This window comes from Shewanella sp. 10N.286.52.B9 (assembly GCF_002873635.1).
GTDB lineage: Bacteria > Pseudomonadota > Gammaproteobacteria > Enterobacterales > Shewanellaceae > Shewanella.
In genome coordinates this window covers 1-19,803 of record NZ_MCTY01000203.1, presented here as the reverse complement: position 1 = coordinate 19,803, position 19,803 = coordinate 1, and the positions used below count along the sequence as shown (strand labels likewise).

17 protein-coding genes are annotated in these 19,803 nt (G+C 42.6%); 10 read left to right on the top strand and 7 right to left on the bottom strand.

The features are described 5' to 3' along the window. Positions 1-116 precede the first annotated feature (116 nt). The gene (gene ccoG / locus BCU91_RS16320) at positions 117-1,544 is read right to left on the bottom strand and encodes a cytochrome c oxidase accessory protein CcoG (RefSeq protein ID WP_102531920.1); all 1,428 of its coding nucleotides are present in this window, start codon (positions 1,542-1,544) and stop codon (positions 117-119) included. Positions 1,545-1,712: 168 nt separating this feature from the next. Between ccoG and BCU91_RS16315 the strand changes: the two genes are divergently transcribed. The 3 genes from BCU91_RS16315 (at position 1,713) to BCU91_RS16305 (ending at position 3,470) form a co-directional block, all read left to right on the top strand. Beyond that, on the top strand, positions 1,713-2,060 hold the full coding sequence (locus BCU91_RS16315; RefSeq protein ID WP_102475837.1) for a hypothetical protein: 348 nt from the start codon (positions 1,713-1,715) through the stop codon (positions 2,058-2,060). Between the two features lie 87 nt (positions 2,061-2,147). Continuing rightward, the gene (locus BCU91_RS16310; RefSeq protein ID WP_102520252.1) at positions 2,148-3,050 is read left to right on the top strand and encodes a 1,4-dihydroxy-2-naphthoyl-CoA synthase; all 903 of its coding nucleotides are present in this window, start codon (positions 2,148-2,150) and stop codon (positions 3,048-3,050) included. A 210-nt stretch (positions 3,051-3,260) separates the two neighbouring features. After that, positions 3,261-3,470: a DUF2061 domain-containing protein gene (locus tag BCU91_RS16305; protein ID WP_102439900.1), complete on the top strand. Its 210-nt coding sequence runs from the start codon at positions 3,261-3,263 to the stop codon at positions 3,468-3,470. A gap of 50 nt (positions 3,471-3,520) precedes the next feature. Here the strand turns inward: BCU91_RS16305 and BCU91_RS16300 are convergent, their stop codons facing one another. Next, positions 3,521-4,726, bottom strand: a complete 1,206-nt coding sequence (locus BCU91_RS16300) for a potassium/proton antiporter (protein WP_102475839.1) — start codon at positions 4,724-4,726, stop codon at positions 3,521-3,523. A 641-nt stretch (positions 4,727-5,367) separates the two neighbouring features. Here BCU91_RS16300 and BCU91_RS16295 point away from each other — a divergent pair. From BCU91_RS16295 to pstB, 4 genes are all read left to right on the top strand, one after another. After that, on the top strand, positions 5,368-6,177 hold the full coding sequence (locus BCU91_RS16295; protein ID WP_102475840.1) for a phosphate ABC transporter substrate-binding protein: 810 nt from the start codon (positions 5,368-5,370) through the stop codon (positions 6,175-6,177). 74 nt (positions 6,178-6,251) lie between these two features. Further along, positions 6,252-7,163 (top strand): phosphate ABC transporter permease subunit PstC, encoded by a 912-nt coding sequence (gene pstC, locus BCU91_RS16290; protein ID WP_076541861.1) that lies wholly within the window; start codon positions 6,252-6,254, stop codon positions 7,161-7,163. Beyond that, positions 7,163-8,026: a phosphate ABC transporter permease PstA gene (gene pstA, locus BCU91_RS16285; RefSeq protein ID WP_102531919.1), complete on the top strand. Its 864-nt coding sequence runs from the start codon at positions 7,163-7,165 to the stop codon at positions 8,024-8,026. Before pstC ends, pstA begins: the two co-directional genes overlap by 1 nt. Before the next feature lie 12 nt (positions 8,027-8,038). Further along, the gene (pstB, locus tag BCU91_RS16280) at positions 8,039-8,788 is read left to right on the top strand and encodes a phosphate ABC transporter ATP-binding protein PstB (RefSeq protein ID WP_102439903.1); all 750 of its coding nucleotides are present in this window, start codon (positions 8,039-8,041) and stop codon (positions 8,786-8,788) included. A 135-nt stretch (positions 8,789-8,923) separates the two neighbouring features. On the opposite strand, the gene BCU91_RS16275 is transcribed toward pstB, so the two are convergent. Beyond that, positions 8,924-11,074, bottom strand: a complete 2,151-nt coding sequence (locus BCU91_RS16275; RefSeq protein ID WP_102531918.1) for a heparinase II/III family protein — start codon at positions 11,072-11,074, stop codon at positions 8,924-8,926. Positions 11,075-11,078: 4 nt separating this feature from the next. Next, positions 11,079-13,214, bottom strand: a complete 2,136-nt coding sequence (locus BCU91_RS16270) for a heparinase II/III family protein (RefSeq protein WP_102439905.1) — start codon at positions 13,212-13,214, stop codon at positions 11,079-11,081. A 436-nt stretch (positions 13,215-13,650) separates the two neighbouring features. On the opposite strand from BCU91_RS16270, the gene BCU91_RS16265 reads away from it, so the two are divergent. The 3 genes from BCU91_RS16265 (at position 13,651) to BCU91_RS16255 (ending at position 15,645) form a co-directional block, all read left to right on the top strand. After that, the gene (locus tag BCU91_RS16265; protein WP_102437243.1) at positions 13,651-13,983 is read left to right on the top strand and encodes a cupin domain-containing protein; all 333 of its coding nucleotides are present in this window, start codon (positions 13,651-13,653) and stop codon (positions 13,981-13,983) included. A gap of 18 nt (positions 13,984-14,001) precedes the next feature. Then, complete coding sequence (locus BCU91_RS16260; RefSeq protein WP_102437245.1) at positions 14,002-14,943, top strand: sugar kinase; 942 nt, start codon at positions 14,002-14,004, stop codon at positions 14,941-14,943. A gap of 78 nt (positions 14,944-15,021) precedes the next feature. Continuing rightward, the gene (locus BCU91_RS16255) at positions 15,022-15,645 is read left to right on the top strand and encodes a bifunctional 4-hydroxy-2-oxoglutarate aldolase/2-dehydro-3-deoxy-phosphogluconate aldolase (protein WP_102437247.1); all 624 of its coding nucleotides are present in this window, start codon (positions 15,022-15,024) and stop codon (positions 15,643-15,645) included. Between the two features lie 256 nt (positions 15,646-15,901). Here the strand turns inward: BCU91_RS16255 and BCU91_RS16250 are convergent, their stop codons facing one another. From BCU91_RS16250 to BCU91_RS16240, 3 genes are all read right to left on the bottom strand, one after another. Then, positions 15,902-16,612: a 3'-5' exonuclease gene (locus BCU91_RS16250; RefSeq protein ID WP_102437249.1), complete on the bottom strand. Its 711-nt coding sequence runs from the start codon at positions 16,610-16,612 to the stop codon at positions 15,902-15,904. After that, the gene (locus tag BCU91_RS16245; RefSeq protein WP_102475846.1) at positions 16,613-18,478 is read right to left on the bottom strand and encodes a DUF294 nucleotidyltransferase-like domain-containing protein; all 1,866 of its coding nucleotides are present in this window, start codon (positions 18,476-18,478) and stop codon (positions 16,613-16,615) included. A 204-nt stretch (positions 18,479-18,682) separates the two neighbouring features. Then, positions 18,683-19,399 (bottom strand): FadR/GntR family transcriptional regulator, encoded by a 717-nt coding sequence (locus tag BCU91_RS16240; RefSeq protein WP_076541842.1) that lies wholly within the window; start codon positions 19,397-19,399, stop codon positions 18,683-18,685. Positions 19,400-19,803 lie beyond the last annotated feature (404 nt).

The following is a 19,803-nucleotide window of genomic DNA, read 5'->3' as shown; positions in this document are numbered from 1 at the left end:
ATTTAGCGCAAGGGCTTTTATGAAGAAAACGATAGAAAATGGCTTGTTCGTTGCTATTTTAAACGAAACGCACAAAAAAGGGACTAACCGTCCCTTTTAAGGCGCTATATCAGGCTTTACTCACCAAAGAATCTTGATTCTTGTTTGATGACAACGGCCTTATCATCAATGGTCGCGGCTACGATTAAGTTAATTTTAGTCACGGTTCGCTCTAACACCCCTGGATCGACAGCAATACTAATAGGTAAGGTGAGCACTTCACCCGCTTGCACTGATACGGTTTGTGGACCGCTCCATTCATATCCTTCAATACCATCCATCGAAAGTGCATATTGCTGTGCTTGCTCAGTTTTATTAAGTAGCTTTAAGGTATAGGTGTTCTGCACTAAGCCATCGTTGGTTATTCTATATAAAGCATTTCGGTCTCGGATAACATCCATTCGCACAGGGGCAATTGTGGCGCTGGCATAGATAAACACTAAGATCATGACTGTTAACGCCACACCATAACCCACCAATTTCGGTCTTATGATGCTTTCTTTAACGTTTTCTAATTTATTTTCGGTGGTGTAGCTGATAAGTCCCTTGTCATAACCCATTCGCTCCATTGTGGTATCGCAGGCATCAATACAGGCGCCGCAGTTAATACACTCATATTGCAGCCCATTACGAATATCAATACCGGTAGGGCAAACTTGGACACATAGGTCACAGTCAATACAATCACCTAAGCCCATTTCTTTAGGGTCTGCTTTGCGTGAACGTGGGCCACGGGTTTCACCACGTTTTGCGTCATAACCGACTATATAAGTGTTCTTATCAAACATGGCTGCTTGGAAGCGCGCATAAGGGCACATATGAATACACATGATCTCACGCATCCAGCCAGCATTACCGTAGGTTGCTAAGGTAAAAAATACTACCCAGAAATAAATGCCAATATCGGCATTAAGGGTAAATACATCAATATAGACTTCACGGCTTGGCACATAGTACGACACAAAGGTCATCGCTGTAAGTAATGATATGAGTAACCAAGAAGTGTGTTTGGCTGTTTTACGCCATAGCTTATTAAAGCTCCAGGGCATCTGATCTAGCTTGATACGTTTATTTCGCGCACCTTCAAACTTCTCTTCTAACCAGATAAAGATAAATGTCCACACGGTTTGCGGACAAGTGTAGCCACACCAAACTCGCCCGAGATAGGTGGTAACAAAAAACAGTCCAAATGCGGCAATAGTAAAGAGTGCTGCCAATAGGGTTAAATCTTGCGGCCAAATAGTGAGATTAAAGATGTGGAACTTCTGTTCACCCAAATTAAACCACACGGCTTGTCTATCACCCCAAGGCAACCAAGGCAGGATAAGAAAGAAAGATAAAGTCGCCCAGCCAATACGGCGTCTTACCGTGGTCCACAGTCCTGTGACAGCACGGACATAGATACTGTTACTCGGATTAAAGCGATCCGCTTTACTGGCGTCGGGTTGATGAATCTTGATCCGGGTTTGCTTAGCGTAATCTTTAGTTTGAGATTCTTGTGTCATCTTGATGCCTTACTACTCAAAAAAGGGGCAAATTCTGTTTAGGTTACAGAAAACGTTATTAATTTAGATAAAAATAGCCTGTAACTGCTACGCACTCGTTTATAGAGTGTTAATTGAGTGTATTATACTCGCATTGTTTAAACTTATTCACTTTAATTGGACTAAAAGATGAGAGGCTGGATCCTTATAGCACTGATTGGCGGCGTTATTTACTACTTTGCCACCGAAACCGACAAATTAGATGAACCTATTGCTGCAGTTGAGTCGGTATTCAACGATACAGAAAAAAAACTAAAATCAATGACGGGCACTAAGATCACCAGAAAGGAAGATATCATCCCCACCATTCCCAGTGAGGTGATTGAAAGACTGACAGCTAAAGAACTCACTGAACTGAAAAGCGTGTTTACTGACAATGAGTCTGTGAGTGCATTTAAAGATGAGTATTGCGGTTTTGGGCTGACACATCCTGCTATTAGTAAACAAAACCTGCAATTTATCTGCGATAAAATATAATTTTTGGCTTTCCTGCCCTATGTCAATTGACCTGAGAATTATTTCAGCCTAGCCTTTGGATAATCTATTGAAAAAGGCTAGCAAAAAATGACTCAGCAGGTTTCCGACATATTCGACCCAACACTTTGGGACACTGTAACTGACTTCGATTTTGAAGACATCACTTATCATCGCGCAAAAGATCAAGGTACGGTGCGTATCGCGATTAACCGCCCCGACTGTCTTAATTCATTCCGCCCAAAAACCGTTGATGAACTCTACACTGCGTTAGATCATGCCCGCCAATGGTCTGATGTCGGCTGTGTATTAATTACAGGTAACGGCCCATCAGCAAAAGGTCAGCACTCTTTTTGCGCCGGTGGCGATCAGCGTATCCGAGGTAAAGATGGCTATAAATATGAAGGCGCAGAAGAAGGTAAACCTGATGTGGCACGCATGGGCCGCTTGCACATATTAGAAGTACAACGCCTTATCCGCTTTATGCCTAAAGTGGTTATTGCTGTAGTACCTGGCTGGGCTGTTGGCGGCGGCCATAGCTTACATGTTGTGTGCGACCTCACCTTAGCTTCTAAAGAACATGCGGTATTTAAGCAAACGGATCCTGATGTAGGCAGTTTTGACTCAGGCTATGGTAGTGCTTATTTAGCGAAAATGATCGGCCAAAAACGTGCTCGTGAGATTTTCTTCCTTGGCTTTAATTATACCGCTGATGAAGCGTTTGATATGGGCATGGTTAACCGCTCTATCCCCCATGCTGAACTTGAAACTGAAGCATTAAGCTGGGCGAAAGAAATCAACAGTAAATCCCCAACCGCGATGCGTATGCTCAAATATGGCTTTAACTTGCCAGATGATGGTTTGGTTGGGCAGCAATTATTTGCTGGTGAAGCCACTCGTTTAGCTTATGGCACAGACGAAGCGCAAGAAGGCCGTGATGCATTTTTAGAAAAGCGCGACCAAGACTTTTCTAAGTTCCCTTGGCATTACTAATACTTGCTGTTGCTTACTGTTGCTTACTGTTGCTTACTATCGTTAACTTAGAAGATGTCAGCCACTCATAGTAATAGCAGCAAATTAAGCCGACCATTTCTCGGTCGGCTTAATTGAAAAATCAAATAACGCCTATCGATAAACTGACCTTTACAACCTAGATGATAACAATTATCATTTGCATCAAGTTAATAAAACAGGTCATTTATCATGAAAAAAACAATCACTTTCGCCATCTTACATTTCTGTGTCGCTTTTACTGTCACTTATCTATTAACAGGCAGTATTGTTATCGGCGGCGCTATCGCACTATTAGAACCTGCTGTAAATACCGTAGTATTCTATTTTCATGAGAAAGTCTGGAAACGCATTGAGCAAGCTAAAGCTGAAGATACCTTGCAACAACTCAGCGCAGCTTAACCCCCATTTATAATGGCTTAGCCAATTACAGTATCAAATGATCTGATCGATCACTCTGCTTTATGCTGCTCTTTTTGCTCTAACCCAAGTTTATTGGCCAAGGGTGCAATAGCGCCGCCCTGAATAAACACAGACATCAATACAAAAAAGAATACCATGTGGACGATTTCTATCGCACCTGGTACGCCTGCCGCTGCTGGTATTAAGGCAAACACAATCGGAGTTGCCCCTTTTAGGCCTATCATTGAAATAAATAAACGCTTTTTCCAGCTGGCCTTCACAAACGGCAAGTAACATAACTGCACCGCTAACGGTCTCGCGACCAAGATAAGTAATAGCCCCGGAATAATAGAAATCCAAAAGACGTTCATTAATGTCTGCGGGAATATCTGCAGTCCGAGCACGATAAACATCAACGCCTGCGCCAACCAAGATAAACTATTAAAAAAGTGTAAATTAACCAGTTGGCCGCGCTTAATGCCATTACCTATCACCACACCAGCAATATAAGACGCCAGTAAAATATTACCGCCAAGCATCTCGGCGCTATAAGTAGCAATAATAAAGCTCGCTAACACAAATACCGGAATAAGCCCGAATTCAGCCAAACTAATTCGATTAAGCAGTAATACTGCTAATTTACCAATTAAGAAGCCCACCACAATGGCAACCAAAATCTGGCTCGCTAGGTGCAGTGATAAGGTTGAAATAGCAACCGCTTGATGAGAAGCCAGTGTCATATCGGTTAATACAATCACCATTAGCATTGCCACAGGGTCATTGGTGGCTGACTCGAACTCCAGCACAGTATCGGTTTGCTCTTTTAACTTAAGCTTTTTAGACTCTAAAATTGAAAATACTGCCGCCGCATCAGTTGAAGATACGATAGCGGCAAATAACAAGCAGGTGATTAGATTAAAATCCAGCAGTCCATAAAGAATTGCCGCAAAGATGAGTGTGGTAAATATCACCCCAAATGACGCTAATACTCCGCCTTCTTTATAGGCCACTTTAATTTTATCGGTGGAGGTATTTAAGCCACCGACAAATACAATCACATTAAGTGCCAACCCCCCTATCCATGCAGTTTGGTCGAGATTGTCATACACGAAATTAAACTCACCATTACCCAAGGATAAACCGACCCCCATAAATATCAGCAACGAAGGTATGCCTAAGGTGCGAGATGGATGGTGCAATAAAATGCCAATAACAATGAGTACTGAGATGCCAATCATGACCATTTCTGTTGTCATACATTTACCTTATATAGTGTGAATAATGTCGATGCACTCTGCTGTAAGAGTGGGCGTTGCATGCGGTGTGCATATCTTAGTTGCTCGTAAACTTGGCAATGAAAAGGTAAAAAGACGATGTTGCAGTGTACATTGCGATGACTTAACCCCACTCAAACGGCGGTTTAGCTTACTAATTGTATATTATTTTAGCGCCTTAATTGATTGTCATAAAACTTTCATATTAGCCCAAATGTTAATAACCACTGCATAAAGAAAAACCCAAATATCGACACAAGGTTAAAATAAACTTAATTCACAATTAGCTTAACACAGCAAAACAACTAGCTGGCAAGCGCCGAACGCACCCAAGCACCCACTACAACTATATCCACATAAAGCCTGCAAATTTAAGAAATTAAAAGCCAACTTCCAAAATGCCTCACTCGACCACCCGTTATTGATAACAACCAATTAACACCAACAAAACAACAACCTAACCACAATTAATCCAAATTAATTTGCTCGCTTTTGACTGTAACTTAACTGTCATATTGATCTGTCTTAATGCACTCGCTTCAAATCGAACCTTAAAAGAGAAGCGCCCTAATGTTGATATCCAAATGGATTAAACGAACTACCTATATTAAGTGGAACTTGTGATGAAAAAAGTGATTGGTTTACTAACAGCTGTTGGTTTAATGGCAGCACCTCTTGTTCAAGCTGGTACAGTTACAGTGTCTGGTTCAACCTCTGTTGCCCACGTTATGGAAGTGCTGGCAGAGAATTATCAAAATACGACAAACAAAAATGTTGAAGTACAGGGCACCGGCTCATCAGCAGGTATTCGCGCCGCTAAAGATGGCACCAGTATGATTGGTATGTCATCTCGTAATATCAAACCAAATGAATTAACGCCAAAAACAAAAGAAATCGTTATCGCTCGTGATGGTATTGCTGCTGCAGTAAATAAAGCAAACCCAGTTAAAGATCTGACTCAAGAACAAATTTCTAAAATCTACCGTGGCGAAATCAAAAACTGGAGCGAAGTTGGCGGCGAAGCACGTCCAATCGTTGTTGTTACTCGCGAAAATGGTTCCGGTACTCGTGGCGCATTTGAAGAAATCATGCAGCTACAACGTAAAGTTAATGGCCACACAGTAACTGCTATTACTCCTTCAGCTCAAGTCGGTAACGGTAACGGCATGATTAAAACCATCGTTGCTAACAACCCATACGCTATTGGTTATATCTCGCTCGGTAGTGTTGATGACTCACTTAATGCTTTATCGGTCAATGGTGTTGCAGCTACCGATAGCAACATTGCTGCTGGCGACTATCAAATTGCCCGCCCTTTCATTGCGTTAATAAATGAAGACGCACCAGCAACAGCAAAATCATTTATTGAATTCATTATGTCTGCAGACGGTCAAGGTATCGTTGCAGAAGAAGGCTACATCCGCGTTCAGTAATTACTGATTGAATGCATGGCATAAGAAGGCCTAGACCTTCTTATGCTGCTTTTTGTTTATATAGAGGTTGTAACATGGAAACGGCTAGCAAAATAGACATGACGACAAAGGTGTCACTGTCTCCTGCCAAGAAAATTGATTGGGTAGAACTACTCTTTCACGGGTTATTTTTTCTCAGCGCCATGGTCGGCGTGGTATCGGTCATCACTATTGGCTGGTTCGTTTTCTATGAAGGATTACCCGCATTTAAAGAAGCGGGAGTGTTAAACCTCATTTTTGGTAAAGAATGGCTACCACCTGCGCTTTACGGTATCGCCGCCATGATTGTCGCCTCGCTTGCTTCAACCATGGGCGCGGTAATGATTGGCGTACCAGTCGCAATATTAACCGCAGTCTTCTTAGCGGAAATTGCCCCAAAGTGGCTCGCCAACATTGTTAGACCTGCTGTTGAGCTATTAGCGGGTATTCCGTCGGTGGTTTATGGCTTTTTCGGTTTGATTGTTATCGTGCCAGCTATTGAAAGCATTTTTAATATTCCTGCAGGTAACACTCTATTAGCGGGGATTATCGTGTTGGCGATTATGATTTTGCCAACCGTTATTACGATTTCAGAAACATCGTTAAGAGCACTCACCCCGACTTACAAAGAAGGTGCTTTAGCCTTAGGGGCATCGCACATTTACAGTATTTTTAATGTGTTAATTCCTGCAGCTAAAAGTGGAATTTATACCGGTGTGGCTTTAGGTGTCGCCCGCGCCATTGGTGAAACCATGGCCATTATCATGGTGATGGGTAATGCTCCTGCTATGCCAGGTTCACTACTTGAACCTGCACGTTCATTAACGGCTAACATCGCTATGGAAATGTCTTATGCAACCGGCATCCACTCAAGTGCTTTATACGCTACAGGCATTGTATTACTGGCCTTTATCGTTTGTTTAAATGCTGGACTACTTTATCTAAACCGTAAAAGAGGGCATGCATAATGACTCAAGTATCAAACAAGCAATCCCGAGTCCTTAAAGACAAGGCTGCACTGGCAGGCGTTTGGGCATCAGCAGCGCTCACCATCATATTTTTACTTTGGGTCGTATGGCACATTTTATCTAACGGCTTAAGCCATGTCAGTTGGGAGTTTATTACCAGTAGCTACACTCGCATTGGCGAAGCATCAGGTATTTTGGCGATGATTGTATCAACCGTTTATATGGTTGGATTGTCACTGGGTATCGCAGCGCCACTGGGGATTATGACTGCTATTTACTTAACCGAATACGCCAAACCTGGCAGTAAATTGGTTGAAGTGATCCGTTTTTGTATTGAATCATTAGCCGGTATACCATCGATTGTTTACGGTCTGTTTGGTATGACCTTCTTTGTGACAGTACTCGGCCTTGGGTTCTCTATCCTTGCTGGCGCGCTGACACTATCAATGCTGATTTTACCTGTGATAATCCGCACCACTGAAGAAGCGTTAATGGCGGTACCTATGAGCTACCGTGAAGGGGGTTATGCACTGGGCAGTTCAAAGATTTATACCATTTGGCGCCTCATTTTACCTAACGCATTACCGGGTATTGTGACCTCAATTATTTTGAGTACAGGCCGCGTTATTGGTGAGTCGGCACCGGTATTTTTAACCGCAGGCATGGTGACACAAATTCCTGAATCAGTATTAGATTCTGGCCGCACCTTAACCGTGCATTTATATAAACTCACCCAAGAATTATTTACTCAACATGAGTGGGATCAGGCCTATGCCACAGCCACCATCTTGATTGTATTAGTGCTAGTACTCAATCTAGCCACCAAAATTATCGCAGCTCGATTTGATAAACATTCACATTAAGGCAATTTAAAAATGAACAAGCTTGAAGTCAATAATCTCAACCTTTTCTACGGCGAAAACCAAGCGCTGAAGAATATTTCATTGCCTATTCCTGCTAAACAGGTCACGGCGTTAATTGGCCCGTCAGGTTGTGGTAAATCAACCTTATTGCGCACCTTAAACCGCATGAACGACTTAGTGGCTGGGGTAAAAATTGATGGTGATGTGTTATTTGAAGGCGAAAACATATATTCAGACATTGATGTAAAACAACTGCGGATGCGCGTGGGGATGGTATTTCAAAAACCCAACCCATTCCCGATGAGTATTTATGACAATGTTGCCTTTGGCCTAAAAGCGCAAGGCGAAAAAGACAAGTCAGTGATTGATAAAACCGTAGAGGAGTCTCTGCGTGGTGCAGCATTATGGGATGAAGTGAAAGAACGCCTTCATAGTCCAGCACTTGGTTTATCAGGCGGTCAGCAGCAACGTTTGTGTATTGCACGTGCTATTGCTATGCAACCTGAAGTGATTTTGATGGATGAACCAACCAGTGCGCTTGATCCGATAGCTACCCATAAAATTGAAGAGTTAATGGACGAGCTACGTAAAAAGTTCACCATCGTAATTGTGACTCACTCAATGAATCAGGCAAAACGGATTTCAGATAAAACCGCCTTCTTCTGGATGGGCGAGTTAGTTGAACACGCGGATACCGCCACCTTATTCCAACACCCAGTAGATAGCCGCACTCAAGGTTATGTTAGCGGTGAATTTGGTTAAGCTGTCTACTAAATAGTTTATCCAAGCCTGCTTATACTGCCCGCTAAAGACAAAAAGCCCGAGACTAACATGGTTAGCTCGGGCTTTTTTGATTGGTAATAAATAAGACTGCTTATTAGGCAGCCTTATTGGCCATTAACCAATATGCACTTCACCTTTCCAGCTTACTGTTTTACCAGCAATTTCAAGGCTTGTGTGGCTGTCTGCATTGACATCAGCTTTGTTTGATACAAACACATTAACCTCTTGGCCTGACACCAGCGTCAGTTTCACAGCTGATGCATCAGCTGTGTGAGTGAGTACTTCAACCTTGCTCACTTGACCGCGAGCATCAGTGCTCGCTTCAATCGCTTCATTGAAATAGCCATGGGTTTCATAGACGTTAGCAAATAAATGCGTCTTGCCTTGCTGACGTAACAGCATTACCGGCTCGCTGCGTAAGTTAAAATCAGGATCATTGGCGCCAGTACGGGCAAAAGTGACTTCACTGTCTTGGGTTGCGCTGCTCACCATTGAATAGTAGCTGCTGCCCATTAACCAGCTTACCAAGCTGCCTTGCTGATCAACCTTGCCTGAAGCAATGTTCCACAAGTGCTGATAACCTGATTTTTCACCGACAGGCTTAAGCTTAGACGCCGTTTGGTACTCAAAATCAGTACGGATAATTTGACCGCTGTGATGCATTACATAATCATAGGTATGCTGCTCGTCACTGGTTAAACGGAATAAATCCAATACGATTGGCTTAGCAATGCCGGCAACTTCGAACATCACTACTGTGCGTTGTTGATCAACCCCTGGGTAGTAGCCACGTACAAATGCACTCATGGCTTGCATGTTGTTATCACCTGCCACAAAGAAGTGCGGTTCACCCCAACGTGCTTCAGCAGTGGCGGTGTCACCTTGGTTTTGACTGGTTTCATCAACCACAACTGTATTGTGAGCAACAGTTTGCTTACAGTAGCTTTTGTTTTCTGGGATGTAACGACCGCCAAATTTTGGCTCAACGTTAACCCAACGGCCAAAGCCATAATCGTGAGTCACTTCTTGACCGTGATTAAACAGGCTGAGGTGTAAACCATCAAAATGACCGTGATCTAATGCTGAATGCAATTTATGGTCACTACCGTGTTGGCCGTACCATAGTAGCGCCATGCTATCGTCATCTTTTTCATCACGATGACGTAAAATTGAAATACCGCCGCGCTCGCCTTGTGGGCCGTCAGTGAGTTGTAAACTACCCCAGTTAAAACCGGCGAGTTTTTCAGAGTTTGCTACACCGTCAGATAATGCGGCACCTGAACCATGTACCCAAACCTTATCTTGATGCACAGCCATTGATTTAAGGTTGTCATCTTGGGAGTAACGCTTAAAGCACACGCTAGTGGCAATCAGTACCCCTTCGTCTTTAATGTCCATGGTTTTAGATGAATCATTAAGCGCTGGCAACACACCATTAGGGAACGCGGTAGACATCACGGCGTAAGTGGTGGTTTTAATCACTTGATCTTTTAAGTTATAGATATCGATTTCAGGCTGACGACGTTGAATAGTCTCAGCAAATAAGTAAATCGGTCTAAGCGAGAAACGGTGATAATACGGACCTTCCATATAGTAACCATCTGGCGAGAACAGTTGCGTAAGCTGAGCAATAAAGCCACCTGATACGCTGTCACCCGCTAAGCCATAAAGTGCTTTATCAACACTGGCTTGGTCGTTAATGGCGTAACCACAAATACCCACACCCGCCACAGCCCAAAGGCCATGGTTATGGACGATGTCAAAATCGTGGGCATAAGTATCAACAAACAAGTCAATCATAGGACGGAATAAGTCGTTTTCGATTAACTGTTGTTCGTCAGTGGTTAACTCATGACGAATACACGAATAAGCACAAGATGCATACAGCATCCACATGTTTTCATTCAGTGTCTGATGGAAAATACGCCCCGGTGGGTTTGAGTCACGGCTAGTGTTCAGCTCAAAGCTGGTATACACCTTAGCGTACTCAACCAACATGGTTTTAGCGTAATCAAGGTAGCGCTTATCTTGAGTGATCAAGAATAAACGCCCTGCTAAATCCAGGTGGATGTAGTTTTGCTTGTGGCGGTTATGCTCATAACCGCCCGCTTCACCGTGGCCAGGAATTTCAATGCCGACAGGTAGATAAGCTTCTAGAGCTGCCACTTCAGTCGCAATAGAGCGGCCCATTAAGCTGTCTGTATTTAGATGAGTACGTAACTCAGCAGCTTCTTCAAAGCTCATTAATAATGGTTGGTAACTCATGGTATTAACCTCTTACTTCAACAGCAAAGTAACCCTGCCATTGGAAATCTTGATTGTTAAATGTCACGCTAGTTTTGCTCTCGTCAGTCACGCCAACTTGGTTACTGACCATCACAATGATTGAGTAATCTTTAGCGATAATTTCGATGACCGATCCCTGCTCATTGGTGCCAATAACCTTAACCTCGGTAATTTGGCCGCGGGCTTCAGTACTGGCTTCAATGGCTTCATTAAAGTAACCATGAGTCTCAAGTACGTTGGCAAATAGCGTGTCTTTTGCATTGCGACGTAATACTAAGCCTGGCTCGCTGCGTAAGTTAAATGATGGGTCATTGGCGCCGCTGCGAGTAAAGATAACTTCGTCTTCTTCGCTTGATGCCGTAAGCCAAGTGTAATAGCTGCTACCTTGTAACCAGCTCACTAAAGTGGTGTCTTTTGCTTTACCTTGACCAACATTCCAAAGATGTTGATAACCAAAATCATCACCTAGCGTCGATAACTCGGCGTGAGTTTGATAATCAAAGTTTGTCCGCACGATTTGACCATCGTAATGCAGTGCGTAGTCATATTGATGCGCCACCTCACTGGTTAAACGGTATAAATCAACCAAGATGGGTTGTGCTAAACGCTCGTCGTTTATCATGAGCAAGCTACGTTGCTGATCAACCCCTTCATAGAAGTCACGACAAAATGCACTCACACCTTGAATTTCTTTATCATCACCGCTAAAGAAGTGTGGTTCACCGTGGCGGCTATCAGCTAATTTAACGTCAAAGTTGTTTTGACACTTTTGATCTACCGCTACCGCATTATGGGCAATTGTTTGGCGAGCATAAGATTTGTTTTCATCTAAGTAACGACCACCAAATTTTGGCTCCACGTTAACCCAGCGACCAAAGCCGTATTCACGTAATACTTCTTGGCCATTGTTAAAGAAGCTCACTCCTAAGGTATCAAAGTGACCATGGCCCATGCCGTGTTGACCGTAGTTCATCACTAACTGGCTCACATCGCCTTTATTACTTTGCATACGTAAAAATGCCTGCGCGCCACGATCACCATTTGGGCCTTCGTTTAGCTCAACACTGGCCCAGCAAGGGTTTAAAGCAGCTTCATTGTTATCAAAAGCGCTTGAAAGTGCTTGGCCACAAGCATTAACCCACACTGTATCTTGAATCTGCGCCATGCCTAAGATGTCATCATCAATACCATAGTGTTTCGCGTATAAGCTCAGCGCCACAATCACACCCGCATCGCAAATATCCATGGTCAGTGAAGCATCATTTAATGCAGGGAATACCCCATTTGGATAAGCTGTTGCCAGCATTGCTTTAACGGTTTTACCAATGACTTGACCGTTAAAGTTAAAGATATCTAGCTCAGGACGGTGACGGTGAATCGCCTCAGCAAACAAACATAGTGGACGAATGGCATAACGATGATAGTAAGGACCTTCCATGTAGTAGCCAGAAGGAGCAAACAACTTACTGATTTGCGCTAAATAACCACCTTCAATGTCATCACCTTTAAGACCGTGAATAGACATTTCAACATATTCAGGCTTATCAATGGCTAAACCACACATGGCAACAGCTGCTACAGCCCAGATGCCGTGGTTATGGATGCGGTCAAAATCGAATGCATACTTATCAGTAAACATATCTAACATTGGCTGGAATAAACCATCGATAATGGTTTGCTGCTGCTCAGCAGATAACCAATGGCGAATACAGCTATAACCTAAGCTAGAATAAAGCAGGAAGACATGTTCATTGAGGATTTGATGAAACAAACGACCCGGTGGGTTAGTGTTCAATTGCTCATGATAATCAAGCTTCAAATACTTATCTGCATAAGCAAGTAACAGGTCAGCTGTATACTGAGCGTACTTGTCTTCACCTGTTACCAGAAACAAACGTCCTGCTTGGTTAATATATTGATAGTTTTGTTTGTGACGATTATGTGCATAACCACCCGCTTCACTATGGCCAGGGACTTCAACCCCTAACGCCATAAACGCGTCAGTATCTTCAATTAACTTGGTTAAGCTTTTACCCATTAGGCTATCTTTACCTAATTCATTGGCGATTGATGTGATTTCCGACTGTTCAAAAAGTACCGCTTTAATGGCTTGCGACATATTAACCTCAAACTAAAAGTGCTCATCTGAATCTAAAATAATACAAATAAACAAAAATTTCAGCATATATAAACTAATAATAGACTTGGATCACTGACTATTAGTTTTAGTTTTCACTATCAACTGTGCTTATTAAAATAATGAATAAATTACATAATTTATTTTTAACCCGATAAATCAATCAGATAGATGTATGACCTGTAAAATAATATAAAACAAATACGAAGCCGATCACAGTTACGGTAGATTTGTATTACAAATAAAAGTATTTTACTAGTACACTTAGATCATACTAAACAAGGTGGCGTTCGATTAACGTACAAATTGAGCGGCAACTTTAGCCAAGATAAATAGTCGATACCACAAAGTTCAATCAAGCACTAAGGCCTGATGAATATAGCTTACTTGCTGCTATCGACAATAAAAGGAGATTGTAATGAACGCATTTTATGAAGACGACAAAACCGCTTGGGAAGACCTAGGTGATGGTTTGAGCCGAAAAATAATTGGTTATACTCCTGATTTAATGGCTGTATTTGTAAAATTTGATAAAGGTGCCATCGGCCACCCGCATACTCACGACATTCACGATCAAATTGGTTATGTGGCTGCAGGCAGCTTTGAAGCTGAAATCGATGGTGTTAAAAAAGTGCTTAAAGCTGGCGATGCTTATATTGCGCCTAAAATGGTGATGCATGGTGCCGTCGCGTTAGAGCAAGACAGCATTTTAATTGATATGTTCAATCCTGCTCGTCAAGATTTTCTATAAAACCAAATAGGAGCTGATATGTCTATGTTAAAGGTCGGTATCATTGGCGAATGCATGATTGAACTGCAACAACGTGATGGCGAACTTGTCCAAAGCTTCGGTGGTGACACCCTGAATACTGCGGTGTATTTATCTCGATTAACTCAAGATAAAAATATGACCATCAGCTACTTCAGTGCCTTAGGTCAAGACCCCTTCAGCCAAAACATGCTTAAAAGCTGGCAACAAGAAGGCATAGATACCCAGCACGTTCAAATTATGTCTGAAAAGCTGCCCGGTTTATACGCTATCGAAGTCGATGACGAAGGTGAGCGAAGCTTCCATTACTGGCGTAATGATGCCGCGGCAAAATTCTGGTTAGAACACGCTTCAGCAACACTGCTAACAACGATCAGTCAATACGATGTGTTGTACTTATCAGGTATTAGCTTGGCGATTTTAACCCCTAAAAGCCGAGCAATACTGTTCGACGTCCTGCAAAAGTGTAAAGACAATGGCGGCAAGATTATTTTTGATAATAACTTCCGTCCCAGATTGTGGCAGTCACATCAACAGGCCCAAGAAAGCTATCTTAAAATGTTGGCCCTAACCGATATTGGCTTACTCACGTTTGAAGACGAACAAGCCTTGTTTGGTGACACGCAACTGGCGACCTGTATCGATCGCAGCCTCAGTGCAGGCATGAGCGAAGTAGTCATTAAGCGCGGTGCAGAAGAGTGCCTCATCGTCACCAAAGACGGCCAAGTTAGTGTGCCAGCCACCTTAGTAGAAACTGTGGTTGATACCACCTCAGCGGGCGATTCATTTGCTGCTGGGTATTTGTCACAACGTTTACTGGGCGCAAGCCAACAACAGTCAGCGCTTACCGGTCATGCATTAGCAAGTGAAGTGATCCAGCACAAAGGTGCCATCATTGATATCAGCGTAATGCCAGCAATACCAATGGCCTTTGATTCATAGCGCTAAGTATTTTCTGCAACAGTTTTAGGTAATCCATTTGGGCGAATTACCGCTAGTTATTATTCAAAAGGAAACAATATGAGCACGCTAAACGAAAGACTAAAACAGCTAAAAGTTATCCCGGTCATTGCCATAAAAAATGCCGATGATGCGGTGAAACTCAGCCAAGTTTTAGTTGAAAATGGTATGCCTTGTGCGGAAATTACCTTCCGTACTCCAGCAGCGGCTCAAGCCATTAAGAATATGCGCGCAGCTTACCCTGATATGTTAATTGGTGCGGGCACGGTATTAAATTCAGCAACGGTAGATGCGGCTATTGATGCAGGCGTGGATTTTATTGTTAGCCCAGGTTTTAACCCAAGCACGGTTAAATACTGTCAGCAACGCGGTATGCCGATTATCCCTGGTGTAAACAACCCATCATTAGTTGAGCAAGCAATGGAAATGGGTTTAGACACAGTTAAGTTTTTCCCAGCAGAGCCTTCTGGCGGCATATCAATGCTAAAAGCATTAACCGCTGTTTACCCAGTAACAATCATGCCTACTGGTGGCGTTTCACCAAAAAACATCAATGACTACTTAGCTGTTGATGCTGTGGTTGCCTGTGGTGGAACTTGGATGGTGCCAGCGAATTTAGTTGATAATCAGCAATGGGATGAAATTGGCCGTTTAGTTCGTGAAGCGGTAGCTGCACTAAACTAATACCTGTGGTGAATATAATGAGTTGCTGCAAATGAGCAAGTTGCAGCGCTTATTAAAAGATTAACAGAAAGACCAAATCATCATTTTAAATCCGATATAAAAGCTAGTGCAGAAACTAGCGAAAACCTAATCCCCATGCTCAAATAATAATAAAAAAATCATACTCCCACTCCGGTGGTATTCTTTCCCCAATATGGATATTGGGGATTTTTCGCTTTATGCCTGCAGCTAACTAAACCACGATTAAACCACAACGTTAAGGGCGATAGACCTGCTTAATCTCTCCTGTTTGATTGCCAAATAATTTCGTGCATAAGGCCAAATAAAGCTCTGCGGTAGCCACTGCATCAACCGAGGCACTATGACCATGGTATTCAGGTAAACCGTAACGCTGTCGTATCGATATCAGTCGATAATCACCATCTTGTTGACTAGCTTTGTTCAAGGTCATCGACTTTTCAATCGCTAAGGTATCAAGCCACAACAGTGGCATGGGTGGTAGCTGATATTTTTTCATCAAATAATGATCAATAAACTGCTGCTCAACTTGCTTACCATGCACTAACAGTAACTTACCCTGCATCTGCCGAAACAGATGCTCCATCACAATATCCAACTTCTGCGCCCGATTAACCATCTGCGGCATAATGTGGTTTATCACCGCGGTTTCTGGCCTCACCACACCTTTAATATAGGTATGGCCGACACTGGCTAAGTCAATTCGCTTGCCACGCATAGTAACGTAACCAACACTCAAAATATGATCTTGCTTAGCATCCAAACCACTGGTTTCAATGTCTAGCGATAAATAGGTGAGTTCAGTGACCTTAGCTCCAAGCTCTGGCAACGGCTGGGTTAATAACGCCAATAAAAAATCCGGTAATTGCGGATGCGCAGCAATATAATCCTGCCTGGCTTTATTGAGTCGCGTTAGTGGGTGAAAGTGGTTTAGCCATTTTTTTATCATTTAATTACCACTAAAGCGAAGCTTGGCCGCATCCTGAAGGTTACTGATAATTCTAAAAGCATCTTTTAAATGTTTACGCTCAAATGAGCTGATCGAGCTCGGCTCCATGTGATTATTGGGTTTTTGCCCCTGACGCAATGCCGATAGTTGATGGTTATAACGCACTTGAGTCACAAAATAGAAGGCCTCAATAATATCTTTAAAGTCATCTTCATGGAGTAGCTTTTGATTCACGGCATACTCAAAACGATGTCGAGTCCCTGACTCTGAACACCCCACAGCTAACCCATAAATACGTGCTAAATCGACAATTAAATTCAAGGCATACTTTTTAATATTAAGCACCTTAGTGTTATTACCGCTTTTTTCTACCACCAATTTATTAAAAATCCCTAAAGGTGGCTGCACTCGAACGGCATCAGTAACCAGCGAATGCAAAAACTGATGATCTTGGGCAATTAATTGATGTAAGTGCTGCTGCAGTTCAGCGGAAAAATTAGCATTGCCATGTAAGCTTCGCACCTCTAAAAATACGCTGACATTCATCAGCATGCCATATTGGGGATTGCTGACCCACTTGCGGTAAAACTGTTTCCATACAGATAAGGTCTGACACCATTTAGGGTTCGATGCCATGTAATGACCGGTACAGGTGGGATAGCCGCAACCATCCAAGCCTTGATTAACGAATTCACTAAGCTTAATAAAGTAAACTTTATCTTCTTCTGTCGCACTGTCATCCATAATAATGGCGCTATCTTGATCTGACAGCATATGAATTTCATTGCGGGCGTGGGAGCCTGCAACCACCCAATTGTAATCACAAGGTGGTGCGCCAAATTGCTCTTCGGCCATTTGAATTAAGCGGCGATTATAGGCATCCATGATCATCGACATCACTTGGCCGATAATTTCGGCGCTTACCTTGCCATCAACTAGGGCCTCAAAAATCGCTTGCCGCTCTGAAGTTAACTCTGCCAACCCTGCTGTAGTCTCGGTGTATTTGATTTTCTCAATTAAGAAAATCGCCTGCATCCGATGTTTTTGCACCAAGTGCGACGAGGTTAGTAACCCCAAAACTTCATTGCCACGTACCACAGGTAAGCTGCGAATACCCGACTGCATCATTAAAGATGCCGCTTTTAAAATTAAATCATCAGGGCCAATGGTAATAGCAGGCGTAGTCATTACCGTATGAATAGGCAAACTAATATCAAGGCCATCTGCAATGACTCGCTTGGTCATATCTCGGTCGGTAATAAGGCCAACAATGTTAGCGTCTTTTTTGATAACTGCGGTTGAGGTGCGGCAGGTATCACGCATTTCTTTGGCGACATCTTGAATGCTCATATCAATATCAACCACTGCAGCATGACCACTGGCCACTTCAGAAACTTTCTTTAAAAATAGGCCTTTCTCTTTATTGGACCACACCACATTTAAGGCCGAACGTAAGCGCAGTTGCGCCGCTGAGGAGATACTTTCACTAAACTGTTGATGTTGGGCGGTCAGTTTAAGCAGTTTTGAATGAGGAATTAAATACAGCAAGGTGTTTTCGATGGCGGTCGCGGTATAACCATCGAGGATATTCTTTAGGGGCTCTAAAAAGGTAAATCCGAATAAGTCTTCAGGGCCCATTTTTGAACGCAACACCCCGTCAGGCTTACGCTGCTCCATGGAGCCGGTACGAATAATATATAAATATTTTTCATTCGAACCGTCGCTGAATTGGATCTGCTCACCACGGCCAAGGTAGGTAATACTAATGCAGCTGGCAACATCTTTTAAAACGTCCCCTGACAGTTGATCAAACGGGTCAATTTGCCCAATAAAATCAACAATATTAGGAATTAGCGATTCATCCATTATCTTCTCTCAATCAGCGACGGGTAGATACCAAGGTCAAAAACCTTGGCATTTGTATGATTTAATATTAACGCATTTTGAGGAATAAAACGTTAACCAGACAGCAATCTTCTGCGAAAAACTGCTACTTTTTAACTTATAGAACAGCTCACAAAAAAAGGCCAACCTGTCAGTAACAAGTTGGCCTTTTTTAGCGATTAAAGCTTACTGCTGAATCGCTTCTAATTCTTGGTCACTTTGATTTAGCAACTCTTCACTGGCTTGACGAGCCTTTTCTGCATTACCCGCCATAATCGCTTCGTAAATTAAACGATGCTCTTCAATACAGGTAGTGCCACGCTTTGAGGCATGGTGGAAGAAACTCTTAAACATGGTGGTCAACACATTGGCAAACGGTAAAAAGAAGCTGTTACCAGTCGAAATAAAGATTAACCGATGAAACTCTAAATCGGCATCGACCCAACCTTCATGGTCAAACCCTTTAGAAATTCGATCCATTTCTTGAAATAGTGCGGATAACTGCATCCGCTGCTCAACCGTGGCATTGCGGGCGGCGCAAGCACAGGCTTCAGGCTCTATCGCTTTACGCAGCGATAAAAACTCTTGATAGAGATGCTCGGTTTTTTCCATGTCAATGAGCCAGTCAAGTAATTGAGAATCAAGATAATTCCAATACTCTTGCATTCGCACTCGGGTACCGACTTTGGGCTTAGACTCCAACAAACCTTTAGAGGTCAATAGCTTAATCGCTTCTCGCAATGCGGTACGGCTGACACCAAACTGAGTACAAAGGTCCATTTCCCCAGGGATAATCTCACCCTGTGGCAAATCACCAGAAATAATACTACGAGCCATTTCACATGCCACTTGCACATGTAAGCTGCGTTTTTCGCCACCAATTGGTGTAAATTTTGTGCTCATGTAGTAATACCCACCTATGATTTACACATTAATTAATACAAAAGACATAATAACTTGTATCACAAAGATACAAAGCAAAGGAGCCTTGCTGATAAGCAGAGGTTTAACAATGGCAATTGATAACCACAACATTTTAGCTAAGTTAGGCCTTGACGCAAATATTAAAGTCAGCAGTATAAAATATTTTTACTCTATATATTAGATGATTAGCAAGTAATAACAGTGAAATCTATTACACTTGTCAGCCAATAAAGTTTGTTAAACTATGTCTTTTACAATGAACTATAACGCCGACTGATACTCTTTTAACTAGTATATGGCATCGTTTAACATTCACCTGTTTTAGACCAGTAATAATATTAATGTAATTATAATAACCTTAATTGAAGATTAATACTTAATCC